Consider the following 10782-nt stretch of genomic DNA (forward strand, 5'->3'; position numbering starts at 1 on the left):
TCAGACCCTCAGCGACTGACGCCAGGCGAAGCTTAGCCCGCTGGTCACGTTGTTGCGGGTGGACCCGTAGGACACCGAGCCGGGCAACATGACCGCGACACAATGGGCGCGCGACATCGAGACTGCCGCGCCCATCAGCGCGCCGGTGCGGATCTGGGGCACCACGGTGATGAACTGTGTCGTCTCGCCGCTTGCATCGGCCGTGCGCCCCTGCGCGACCTGGTGCAAGGCGCGGCGCGCGCCGGAGCCGGGGTTGTAATCGAACGCCAGAAAATCGCCGGGCGTGATCGTGAAGTCAGCCGGAAGCCCGGACAGCCGCAGTCGCGCGGGATCTGTGCCGTGCAGCTCGGCGATAACCGGGCTGGCCGATGCGATCGCAGTGCCCAGAGGATCCACAGCCGGGCCAATCTGGTTTTTCTTGAAGGCGTGGAATTTTCGGCCGGGCACTTCCAACGCGGCGATCAGCGCCTGCGCCTCCGCCGCCGTGCGCGCGCGCATCGGCGCCAGGCTGACCCGCCCTTCCCACAAGGCCGGCGCAATTTCTGCGGACAGCATTTCACCGCCACGCAGGCCGGTGACCTGCGCCTTGCGCGCCAGCTGAAACTGCACGTCCTGCACAGGCAGCATGTCGAGGAAATCCGAGCCGCTCAAAGGAAAGGTCAGCGCCATCAGCGAAGCCTCCGCGGATCGCTGTTGATCTTGCGCACCGAGCCCGGCAGCACGGTGCGGTCATATTCCTTCAGCCCGCGCGCCACGCCGGTCTGAACCATCTGCTCGATTTCCGTATTGCCGCGGGCGCCGGTGACGTCGATTGAAATTTGTACCGACTGCGCGCTGGAACGGGCGGAGATTTTCTGGCCGCGCGTGTGATCGATCACCGTCTCGTTAGGGTGCACCATGGCCAGCTGACCGCCTTTGCCATCGAGGCCGCCAACGCGCGGCCCGGCGCCGGTATAGCCGCCGCCATCGAAGGAAAGGAGCGTGCCCAGCCCGTCGAACAGGCCAACATTGCGCAACACCGAGCCGAAGGCGGCGTTGGCGAATTGCCCCGCCAGATTTGACAGCAGATTGGACACCGCGTCGGAGGCGGATTGCGCGCCGGTCACGATGTCGGCGAAGGCGCGGGCAGTAGAGGCGCGCAAGCTGTCCGCCGCGCCCCTTGCCGCCTCGAAACGATTTTCTACCGCGCCAAGGGCCGCTTGATATTCATCGCTGGACAGTACGCCCGCACGGTACATCGCTTCGATCTGGGCCAGTGTGCCCTTGTATGTGTCACCTGCCGCCGCACTGTCGCCAAAGGCTGATTTGATGCGCGCCATGACCTCCGCATAATTGCTCAGATCAGGAACCGCGGCCTTAGCCGCAGATCCGGCGCCGGATAACGCGTTTTTCTTGCCGGGCTCAATTGGCGCAATAAAGTCGCCGACCTCGACCCGCCCCCCGCCGGAGGCGCCGATCGCGGACTCCAGCGTTGCCACGTTCTGCCCCGTGCGCTCGATCTGTTTTTGCAGATCATCATTGACTTTGAGCAATTCCTGGCGCCGCGTGATCAGGTCCACAAGAGCCGCTTGCTGGCGCTCATAGCTTTCCGAGCGCGTTATGGATTGCATTACGACTTCTTCGGAGCCAAGGCCGCGCAGCGCGTCCTGCGCCGTGTTGATCTGGGTCGTCAGGTTAGACCATTCCTCGGACTCAATAACCCCGGCGCGCGTTTCTGCCGCTTTTGCTTTGGCGTTTTCATATCGCGCCCGGGCTTCTTGAAGTTTAACCCGCGCAGCCTCCTGGCTCATCACGATGCCTTTGTTCAAGGCGGAATTCAGGATTTGCGATTGCTCGATCTCGTCGGCCATCGCCAGCACGACATTTTCAGAGGCAAGTTGCAGATCAGATTGGGGGCGAATGAATTTCTGCACCGCATCGATGCCCGAATTCAGGGCGCGCGCCACATCGGCAACCGCTGTTGCAGCGCCGACCAAAAGCGGCGCGAGATCGATCAACGCGCTGTTCAGCTGCGCAGAGATTACCCGCCCCATGAGATCGAGCTGCGTTTGTGCGTCTTCGGCACCCCGGATCATTTGTTCATCGAGGATGATGCCAAGATCGCGCGCTTCTTGGCGCATGCGCTGCATGCCGTCGGAGCCTTGACGCAAAAGGTTGACCATAGCCACCCCTTCCCGCCCGAACAGCGCGGCAGCCGCGGCCGCGCGCTCCGTCGGCTCGGACATCTCAGCCAGGCGATCGGCAACCACTGACAGGGCGTTGTCGAGCCCCATCGTTGCCAGTTCGGACGCCTCGAGGCCAAGGCCCTTGATCGTCTTTGCCGCTGCCCCTGCCCCTTGCGCGGCCTCGCCCAGGCGCTTTGAAAACCGCTCCATCGAGCTGTCTAGCGATTCCTGCGAAACGCCCGCGCTTTCCGCCACCGTGCGCAGTTCCTGCAGGGCGTCGGTGGACAGTCCGATCTTGTCGGCCGTCTTGCCAATGTCATCGAGCGCAGAAATGGTTTTCTGCAGGCGCGCGACAACTGCGCCGGCGCTCAGCGCCGCCATCACGGGCGCGAAGCGCTTTACCGCAAACCCAAGTGCGTCAAAGCTGCGCGAGGCTTGAGACAGGTTGCGCTGCGACTCGCGCGCAAAACGCTCGACGCGCCTCTGGTTGCGCTCCATGGCCCGCGCAAACTCGCGGTCGCGAGCAGCGAGGATGATGTTCAGGCGCTCAAAGTCAGTGCTCATCCATACCGTTCCACAAGGTCGCGAACCTCGGCGCGGCTGGGCGCGCGCGCCCCTGGCCGTCCAGCGTTGTTTTTCTCATTCAGCCCGCGCACGACGAGCAGCCAATCACGCGGAATCATAGTCCGCACCTGGTCTGGCAGGATGTCTGCCCCCGCTGCAGAGCGGATGATCGCCCGCACATCCCAGGCAGTTACTTTTTTTCAGGGCCGCCCGCCTCCGCGGGATCCTCAGTTTCCATTGAGGCATCGGGCAGGAACGCCACTCCGATCAGGCCCGAGGCGATCGCGAACAGGCGCAGATTGTCGCCCGGGCCCATGTCGGCGATCAGGCGATCGGCCTCAGCGTCTTTCATGCCACCGCCCACGAGGCCAAGCGCAACCAGATCGCGCACCGCGCGCGCGCTTGGCTTTGCCCCACGGCCGAAAAACCCGTCCCAGAGCGCAAAGATTCCCCCGTGGCGATCCTCGAAACGCTCGATCTCGGCATTCCGCAGGATCAGGACGCGCGGTTTCCCGGCCAATTCCTCAGCCAGGCCACCGCGCGGCGCATCAAGCGCTATGCCCATCACGCGGCCGTGAAGGTGACCGCACTAACGCTGTCGAGCGAAATCGAGCCGGTGACCTTGCCATCGTCACCAAACTCCAGCGAAGTGATCGCAAAGGTGCCCGCGAAGGTGCCGACATCGGGCAGAACGATCTCGAAACTGTCCGTTGCACCGTCGCCCATCGCTTGCGTGATCGCGCGCGTTTCCGCTGCGTCATCGACCAGCGTGAAATCACCCGACACGGACACCGACTTGACGCCATCGAGGCTATCGGCCCACATGACGCCTTCCGGCGTCGAGGCATCCGGCGTCGTGGTGTCGATGCGCTCGTTGTTGATCGTCAGGCTCTTGCTTGTCAGCCCGGCGAAGGCGTTGAACCCCGCAGCGCCATCGCTGATTTTCAGCAGAAACGCGCGGCCCTTTTGTTTAGCCATGATCGGCCCTCCTTTGTCGTGCTATGCACAGGGTTGAGCGCGCGACGCGCGCACTGTTGCAGCCTGCCCTGTTCAGGCGTCCAGGCTGATTTCCAAAGCCAGCCGGCCCTCGTAGGTGGCCCCATCGGCCTGTCGCTCGACGGTCCATGTCTGAACCTCGATCTCGACAAGCGAAAATCCCGCGACCGAAACCGATCCCGTCGCACGATGCAGGGCGGTCTCGATCGCCTCGCAGATCCGCGCAGCCTCGATCCGCCCGGCAATCGGGCGCGAGTGCACGTCAAGCCCCATCTGGACGATGGCGGAGCGCGTCAGGTCCGTGTCGTCCGGCAGCACCTCGATGCGCCCGAATCGCACATATGGAAAAACTATCCCTTCGGCGGGCTCGTCGACCACCCGGTTGCCGATCAGGGCGGCAACGCCTGCATCTGCAATCAACGCGGCGCGCACAGCTGCCATAGACGCCGTGAAATAACTGTCGCTCATTTCGCAGCGACTTCCTTGGCCGCCTTGCGGATCGCGCGCAAAATGCGGTTGCGGTTTTTCTTGCCGATAAACGCGCGTGTGCGGCGCACGAAATGATACCCTTCGGTCGTGCCGCGATCTCCGCGCTTGCGCCCGTGCTCGATAGAGTAGGCCCGATCCTTTTCGGCGCGGGGCGCCGCGCTGTCGATCACGACCACCTCGCCGACGAGGCCGTTTTCCTTGTATTCCGTAGTGATCTGCGCGCGGGTGCGCCCCGTGGTGTCCGGCGCAAGCGTGCGCGCCACGCGTGCCGCCTCTTCCGTGGATTGCGCAATCGCCTTTACGACATGTCTGCGCTGCGCGTCAGGCAGCTGGCCGAGCTTGCGGACCAGCTTGTTGGCGCCTTGGATTTTCATTGTACCGCCCGCCCGCGCTCAAGCGTCACCTCGATCAGGGTCCGCGTGCCGTCCGGATCGATCGGTGACGACACGATTGCCCATGTCGCGCCGCGTGCCAGAACACGGTCATTGGCTTCGATGGCAAGCGATGCAGGCGAGCGACGCAAGCGCAGCGTTGCCGTGGCTGGCGCCTCGATGCGACCGGCAGCGACACGCTCGCGCCCGGGCGTTTCCCGCAGATCGCCCCAGAACTGACCTCCCCCCGACAGATCCGCCCAGGTTGGCGCGCTAGCGTTGCCGTAGGCGTCAAGATCCCCGCCCGATTGCCGTTGCACGAGAATGCGATCGCTGAACCTGTGCGCCCTTGGCATCACGCGACCCTGCGCAGAAATCTGTCGTGCGTCACAGCGCCGATCCGATCGGCCGGATGCGGTAGAGATGCATCAGGTCATGGCATGCGGCGCGCGTGTCGGTCCCGTCGAAGATCCACTCTGCGTAGAGCTTGACCGCGTTCAACAATGGCTCCGGCGGCGCTGCATAACCGACATTGTAGCTGATCGAGGCCGGCCACCCGTCGCTTGTCGTGATCGGCCAATCGCTGGCAGGCACTAGGCGCGCCGGGCTGTCGCCGACAACCGTAACGCCTTCGACAGCCACGCCGTCAACCGTCAGGCTGGTCAGGCTGTTGACGACGCCGCCCGGCACGGCAACCGGCAGGGCGCCTTCGGGCAATCGTTGCAGTTGCAGCGTCGCGGCGCGCGGTGACAGAACGCGTTGCGTCCATTTCTCCACGTAAGCCGTTCCCATCAGGCCAAGCGATGCAATGCGGTCGTCCTGATCGGTGTCGTCCACGCGCAGATGTGCTTTCAGATCAGACAGCTCGACAACAGACTGCGTCGGGCCCGGAATTGACGCGATGCGCACCGATCAATCCCTGTCGTCGACCATTTCGGCAGCGCCGAGCGTGCAAAGGCGCTCGGCCTCTTCGCTGTCCAGCTCGATGATCTGGCCCGGCGACCAGGCCTCGTTTTCGCCGGAGTAGATGCAGGACAGGCGCACCGCCACGGTTTTCGTCTTCTTGGCTCGCGTCATGAGGCGCTCCTCGACGTTGTGCTAGGTTTGAAAAAAGGGGCCGGGCGCGCCCGGCCCCTCGCCGTCATCAGGACGCCGCGTTGACGAACACGCGCACCTTGTTGGCGTCGATCAGATTGCCGCCGGAGCGCATCCACGCGAGGAACCCGACCTGGCCTTTCTTGGTGAAGGCGCTGTCGGTGAAACGGAACATTTCCACAGCCATGACGTCGCGAATGTAGTAACCCGACATGTCGCCGAAGAGGATCGACTTTGCGCTTGCGGCCATGTTGGCCACGTCCTGGTTTATGATGATCGGCGCGCCCAGCAGGCGATCCGGTTCACCGCCCGGCACGCCGGCCTCATAGCCGGGCACGAAGATCGGACGGCTCTGGCTGTCCTTGATCTTGCGCAGCTCCCGCATTGTGGTGTCGTTGAACATCCACGCGGCGCTTCTGCGATAGGACGGATCCACCGAGTGCTGCAGGTTGACCAGGCTGTCATAGGTGACGGCGGTGACCTGCGAGGTACTGTTCGCCGCGGTCACGCCCACCGTTGCGCCTGTCACGATCCCGCGCGGCTGCGATATGCCGGTGCCGGTCGTGAACAGCTCGTTGGTGACGCGGCCGAGGCGATCCACCAGGCGGCCACGCACGAACGCCTCGATGTCGACATTGCTGTCCTGCAGCAGTTCGATCGGGACGGTCACGACCTTGGAGCTGAACTTGTAGACCGGCAGGCCAACCGTGCCGAAGGCGATGTCCTCATCGGTGGCCGAAGCGTTTTCCTCGACGATTTCGCCTTTTTCGGCAGTGCCGTTCGAGGTCGGGAAGGACAAAAGTCCGTAACCGGTTGTCGCAATCACCGTCGCCGCCTGGCGCATGCCGCCATAGGCCTTCAGCGCATCGATGACCGAGGTGGCGACTTCCGTGTCAACGGTAAAGCCGCCTTCCGAACCGGTGCCAGTCGACATCGTGTTGCGGATGTGGCCCCAGTCTTCCTCGTTCAACGCCTTGTCGCCGCCTTTGAGCCACTTCGCGTAGATTGCAAGGCCCTTGTCGCCGCTGTCGCGGCTGGTGCGTTCGGAGGCCTCGACAATCATGTGCATCCGCGTTTCTTCGGCCAGCTTGGCATTGACCTCTTCGATGCGCTTGATCTGCGCGTCGATGCGATCGATTTCGGCGATGCCGGCGTCATAGACGGCTTGGTCGGTTTCCGTGTTCCAGTCGTTCTTGTTGACCAGCTCATGCAGATCTTTGGCTTTCGCCGCGCGCTGCTCGCGCAATGCCTGAATGGACATCACATTCTCCTTTCAGATGGTGCCGCAGGGGCGGCGTTGATCTGGCGCGGCGCGCTCAGATTCCCTTGAGGCGCAACGCAAGCTTGCGTTGTGCGCGTGCCTGACCTGCGCTGTCCTTTGCAGGCTGGGCTATTTCGTTGATTTCCGCCTGTTCCGGGGCGTCTGCCTCGTCCAGCACGTCCAGCTCATCCAAAATGGTCGCAGGGGCGGCGTCTTTTGTGCCCGGCTGATATGGCGCATTTTTGAACATCGACAGGTCCCAGCGGTAGTTTTGCTGGGTGCTCGAGCTTAGCACTTGGTCGGCCAGACCGATGTCGACGGCCTCGGACGCATCCAGCCAGGTCTCCGCAGCCATCATGCCGATCCAGTCGTGATCGTCTCCGGCCCGGCGCGCGTAGGTCGCGGCAATCTGCCCGTCTATCTTTTCCAAAAGCGCGGCGGTGGCCATCATGTCCTCGGCGTTGCCCATCGCAAACCCCCAGGCGCGATGGATCATCAGCATCGAGCCTTGCGACATCTGCACTTCGGCGGCCTCGGCGGCGATCACGGATGCGGCGGAGGCCGCAAGCGCATCGATGCGCGCCGTGATCTTGCCATCATACTCGCGCATCGCTGCAACGATTGCCTGCGCGCCGAAGACGGAGCCGCCGGGGCTGTTGATGCGCAACTGCACCGGCCCCGACATGCGCTCCAGCGCATCGATGATGTCTTCGGGCGCCGTCCCGCCGGACCACATTGCTTCTTCGCGATTGCTGGCAATCACGTCATAGAGGCGGATCGTATTGTCTTCGGCCCGGAAGGAACCCCGGCCCGCGTTATTCGTCAGGAGGCGCAGGTAAGGGTGCATTGGCTTCACCTTGATTTGCGGGAATGTGTGCCGCACGCGGCAGGTTGAGGAACTCGCGCACTTCTGGCAGCGACAAGAACGGTTGCTCGCCCGCGCGGCCGAGCGCCACGCGCAAGGACTCGTAGAGCGATTTGGTGTCGGCCCTCTCGAGCTCGCGGGTGTCGAACTCCGCAACGCGCGAGGCAGTGCGAAAAAACTTGCGGTTGATCTCGTTCGAGAACGCGTTGAGGTGCGAGCGCAGCGAGTACCGCACGAACCCCGCGCCCATGGCTTCCACCCCTGACCCCCAGCTGGTTGTCTTCTCGGTGTGGCCAATCATGAATGCGGGCACGCCGTAGATCCGCGCGATTTCCTCGACTTGGAACTTGCGGGTCTCAAGCAACTGCATGTCTTCCATCGGCATGGTCAGGGGCGCGATCGACAGACCTCCGTCGAGGATCATCGGGCGGCCAGCCTTGCTTGGGCCCTGATGCTCGGCAAGTGCTTCTCTCAGTCGGTCAAACTGCTCGTCGGTCAGCGCCTGGTCAGTGTGCAGAGCAAAGTCCGGGCGCGCCATGTTCTCCAGGAACCGCGACGAAAATTCCTGCGCATTAATCGCCAGGCGCGCTGGCAAGCGCAGCGCATGGCGCAGCGGCGACAACCCGTGCAGCCCGTTGAACCCAAGGCCCGGTATATGCAGCACGTCATCCTGATCGAGCGCGCGGATTTGTCGTGCCGCATCGTTTGGCCGCTCGATCGTGCGATCGGGGTGCACCTCGTAAACCAGGCGCCAGCCGTCAGGCGTTGTGATCGGCTTTACCCGATCCGGATGCAAAGGCACGATCCCGCGAATGGCGCCGTTCGGGGATCTGATGATCTCTGCATAGGCGTCACCATGCAGCATCCGCGACGCGACCAGGAACGTCCAGCCGGAGTCAGCCGTCCAGCGCGGCGAAAATTCTTCGTTCAGCGTCCACCAGAGGCTGTCGCCCGGCAAGCGTTCCTTGTCGCCGTCATTGGCCCGGCGGTAGACATGCATCGGCATTGCCGCAATTGCGCCGCTGACCAGAGACACCGAGGCATAGACCGCCGACACGCCAAGCGCCGCGCGCTCGCCGATGCCAGCATTGTTGCCCGTCAGCGCCTCCCAGACGCCGTCGCCGCGCCGGATTTCCGACGACGAGACAGTCGTGGAATTGCGGGCGCCGAACAGGGATAGAAGCTTGCCGAAAATGCTCATGCGAATCTCACGCGCGGCTCGCTGGTCATGGCCGCGTTGGGATTGCGGCTCATCAGGATAAACGCGTTCAGCAGCGCGACCAGCGGGTCGATCTTCGCCTTGCCCGCTGTTTCCTTGGTGATCATGACCGCCGATCCCCTCTGTTCCGTTTTGGCATTGCCGAGGACCCAATCCATAAGCGGCTGACCGCAATGCAGCAGCGTTCCATCTTTCAGTTTTCGTTCAACGCCCCAGATCGCCGGGGACAACCGCGCGCCCTGGTTGACCGCAACCATCTGGCCGTCTGTTGCTCCTCGACCTGCCAGCTCGTCGACTATCGCCGACACCCCGTAGGGATCGAGGCCGATCGCGTTGGCGTCGGGCAAAAGCTCTGCGATCAGCAGTTTCTCCACCACGTCAGCAACCCCAACGACATCACCGATCGGCTCGCTCTCATCGAGGATCGTCACATCGCCCTGGTGCGCGAAGTCCAAAAGCCTCGGTGCGATTTCCTTGCGTCGCTCCAGGACCTCGGGATGGGCCCAGGCATGTGCCCAATGCAGCCAGCGCTTGGTTGCGCGATCGCGGCCAATGACTGCGAGGCCAAGCAGGTCATCGAGACCGCCGCCATCGATGCCGACCACGGCCACCTCGGACCTTGCAACCAGCTCATCGAGGCCGGCGAAATCCCCTGCGGCCTTCGACCAGTATTGCGCACCGATCCAGTCACCGCCCAGGCCGACCCCGATCTGCACGTTGAAGTGCTGCGACGCCAGCAGCGCCAGCGCATTCGGCCCGTCTTCGATGGCGGCCGTCAGCTGGTCCGCCAGAAACTGCGGGTCGACGGATCGCCCGAGGTTCGGATTGACCATCGCCCAGGTCGCAGGATCCTGCCACTTGGTTTTCAGATCGGGCGGCAGCTCGTAGAGCACCGGCAGGATCGGCAGGTCGAGCTTGCCGTCACGCACCGCACGCGCGCGATCGAGCTCGGACTTGAACACCCCGGCGGGCGCATCCTTCGACTGGGTCGTGATCTGCATCAGGAACCCGTCCGGTCGAGACGCGAGCGCGCCGCGCAGCTCCACGAAAATCCCTTGCGCCCGACTGTTGCGCGCAAATTCGTGCGTCTCATCGATCAGGGTAAAGGTCGACTTCACCCCGGTGATCACATCGCCTTTGGCTGCCTTGACCGAAATCGTCGCCCGCGTGGGGCGAAAGATGATTTCGCGCAAGTGATCCTTGACGTGGAACAGCTTCTCAAGCTCTTCGTCCGCGCGGATGATCCCCCAGGCCTGTTTGAAGGCGATCTTCGCGATGTTGATTGTCGGCGCGATCAGCAGCAATTCCGCTTCGGGCCGCTCGTTCATCATGCAGGCGACGACGATGATTGCCGCGGCGATCGAGGACTTGCCGTTTTTTTTCGGGATCAGCAGGAAGAATTCCCGCAACGCCCGTCGCTTCGTTTCCGGGTCGTAGGCTCCGAAGATGGCGCGGACCAGGTCAAACACCCAATCGTCGCACACCTCGCCGTAAGTCGGGCGCCCAGGCAGATCCGGCACCCGGAGCCGCTTGAAAATGGTCAACGCCCGATCGGCTTCCGAGTCGAACAACGGCAGATCCGGGATCAGGCTCTGCTGGTTCTTGATGCGGCTCTGCCAGTTTGGCAAGGCTGTCGACCAGCCCGCGCGGCGCGGCTCAAACGACATCGCGCTAATGCTCGAAGCCTTTCAGGAGCGATGACCAGGTTCCGCTCGAGGCCGCTTCGCGCGCCTGCATCTCGGCCAGTTCCTTTTTGC

Annotated in this window: 13 protein-coding genes; all 13 read right to left on the reverse strand. The window is 63.4% G+C overall.

Annotated elements, in window-relative coordinates:
• The 13 genes from ACTG4J_RS04785 to ACTG4J_RS04845 all read right to left on the reverse strand — a co-directional run bounded on the left by ACTG4J_RS04785 (position 1) and on the right by ACTG4J_RS04845 (position 10692).
• Positions 1–669, reverse strand: a complete 669-nt coding sequence (locus tag ACTG4J_RS04785; protein WP_439137548.1) for a hypothetical protein — start codon at positions 667–669, stop codon at positions 1–3.
• Complete coding sequence (locus ACTG4J_RS04790) at positions 669–2729, reverse strand: hypothetical protein (protein ID WP_439137550.1); 2061 nt, start codon at positions 2727–2729, stop codon at positions 669–671. The genes ACTG4J_RS04785 and ACTG4J_RS04790 overlap by 1 nt, the downstream gene beginning before the upstream one ends.
• Before the next feature lie 190 nt (positions 2730–2919).
• Entirely contained in the window at positions 2920–3294 is a 375-nt protein-coding gene (locus ACTG4J_RS04795) for a GTA-gp10 family protein (RefSeq protein WP_439137551.1), read from the reverse strand.
• Positions 3294–3707: a phage tail tube protein gene (locus tag ACTG4J_RS04800; RefSeq protein ID WP_439137552.1), complete on the reverse strand. Its 414-nt coding sequence runs from the start codon at positions 3705–3707 to the stop codon at positions 3294–3296. Before ACTG4J_RS04800 ends, ACTG4J_RS04795 begins: the two co-directional genes overlap by 1 nt.
• A 72-nt stretch (positions 3708–3779) precedes the next feature.
• The gene (locus tag ACTG4J_RS04805) at positions 3780–4193 is read right to left on the reverse strand and encodes a DUF3168 domain-containing protein (RefSeq protein WP_439137553.1); all 414 of its coding nucleotides are present in this window, start codon (positions 4191–4193) and stop codon (positions 3780–3782) included.
• On the reverse strand, positions 4190–4588 hold the full coding sequence (locus tag ACTG4J_RS04810; RefSeq protein ID WP_439137555.1) for a hypothetical protein: 399 nt from the start codon (positions 4586–4588) through the stop codon (positions 4190–4192). Before ACTG4J_RS04810 ends, ACTG4J_RS04805 begins: the two co-directional genes overlap by 4 nt.
• Positions 4585–4941: a phage head completion protein gene (locus ACTG4J_RS04815; RefSeq protein ID WP_439137557.1), complete on the reverse strand. Its 357-nt coding sequence runs from the start codon at positions 4939–4941 to the stop codon at positions 4585–4587. The genes ACTG4J_RS04810 and ACTG4J_RS04815 overlap by 4 nt, the downstream gene beginning before the upstream one ends.
• Before the next feature lie 31 nt (positions 4942–4972).
• Positions 4973–5422 carry a hypothetical protein gene (locus ACTG4J_RS04820; protein WP_439137558.1) on the reverse strand — a complete coding sequence of 150 codons (450 nt, stop codon included), beginning with the start codon at positions 5420–5422 and terminating at the stop codon, positions 4973–4975.
• 75 nt (positions 5423–5497) lie between these two features.
• The gene (locus ACTG4J_RS04825; protein ID WP_439137560.1) at positions 5498–5662 is read right to left on the reverse strand and encodes a hypothetical protein; all 165 of its coding nucleotides are present in this window, start codon (positions 5660–5662) and stop codon (positions 5498–5500) included.
• A 67-nt stretch (positions 5663–5729) separates the two neighbouring features.
• Positions 5730–6941: a phage major capsid protein gene (locus ACTG4J_RS04830; RefSeq protein WP_439137562.1), complete on the reverse strand. Its 1212-nt coding sequence runs from the start codon at positions 6939–6941 to the stop codon at positions 5730–5732.
• A gap of 55 nt (positions 6942–6996) precedes the next feature.
• A complete protein-coding gene (locus ACTG4J_RS04835; RefSeq protein WP_439137563.1) occupies positions 6997–7788 on the reverse strand; it encodes a head maturation protease, ClpP-related in 792 nt (263 codons plus the stop codon).
• Positions 7757–9007, reverse strand: coding sequence for a phage portal protein (locus ACTG4J_RS04840; RefSeq protein ID WP_439137565.1), 1251 nt, complete (start codon positions 9005–9007; stop codon positions 7757–7759). Before ACTG4J_RS04840 ends, ACTG4J_RS04835 begins: the two co-directional genes overlap by 32 nt.
• On the reverse strand, positions 9004–10692 hold the full coding sequence (locus ACTG4J_RS04845) for a terminase large subunit (RefSeq protein ID WP_439137567.1): 1689 nt from the start codon (positions 10690–10692) through the stop codon (positions 9004–9006). The genes ACTG4J_RS04840 and ACTG4J_RS04845 overlap by 4 nt, the downstream gene beginning before the upstream one ends.
• Positions 10693–10782 lie beyond the last annotated feature (90 nt).

Origin of the sequence: Roseicyclus sp. (assembly GCF_965662675.1) — a bacterium.
Taxonomy (GTDB): domain Bacteria; phylum Pseudomonadota; class Alphaproteobacteria; order Rhodobacterales; family Rhodobacteraceae; genus Roseicyclus.

Coding starts and splice junctions, on each gene's coding strand:
- ACTG4J_RS04795 (WP_439137551.1), bottom strand. CDS start 3,294: ATGGGCATAGCGCTTGATGCGCCGCGCGGTGGCCTGGCTGAGGAATTG.
- ACTG4J_RS04835 (WP_439137563.1), bottom strand. CDS start 7,788: ATGCACCCTTACCTGCGCCTCCTGACGAATAACGCGGGCCGGGGTTCC.
- ACTG4J_RS04815 (WP_439137557.1), bottom strand. CDS start 4,941: ATGCCAAGGGCGCACAGGTTCAGCGATCGCATTCTCGTGCAACGGCAA.
- ACTG4J_RS04825 (WP_439137560.1), bottom strand. CDS start 5,662: ATGACGCGAGCCAAGAAGACGAAAACCGTGGCGGTGCGCCTGTCCTGC.
- ACTG4J_RS04800 (WP_439137552.1), bottom strand. CDS start 3,707: ATGGCTAAACAAAAGGGCCGCGCGTTTCTGCTGAAAATCAGCGATGGC.
- ACTG4J_RS04805 (WP_439137553.1), bottom strand. CDS start 4,193: ATGAGCGACAGTTATTTCACGGCGTCTATGGCAGCTGTGCGCGCCGCG.
- ACTG4J_RS04830 (WP_439137562.1), bottom strand. CDS start 6,941: ATGTCCATTCAGGCATTGCGCGAGCAGCGCGCGGCGAAAGCCAAAGAT.
- ACTG4J_RS04845 (WP_439137567.1), bottom strand. CDS start 10,692: ATGTCGTTTGAGCCGCGCCGCGCGGGCTGGTCGACAGCCTTGCCAAAC.
- ACTG4J_RS04790 (WP_439137550.1), bottom strand. CDS start 2,729: ATGAGCACTGACTTTGAGCGCCTGAACATCATCCTCGCTGCTCGCGAC.
- ACTG4J_RS04810 (WP_439137555.1), bottom strand. CDS start 4,588: ATGAAAATCCAAGGCGCCAACAAGCTGGTCCGCAAGCTCGGCCAGCTG.
- ACTG4J_RS04785 (WP_439137548.1), bottom strand. CDS start 669: ATGGCGCTGACCTTTCCTTTGAGCGGCTCGGATTTCCTCGACATGCTG.
- ACTG4J_RS04840 (WP_439137565.1), bottom strand. CDS start 9,007: ATGAGCATTTTCGGCAAGCTTCTATCCCTGTTCGGCGCCCGCAATTCC.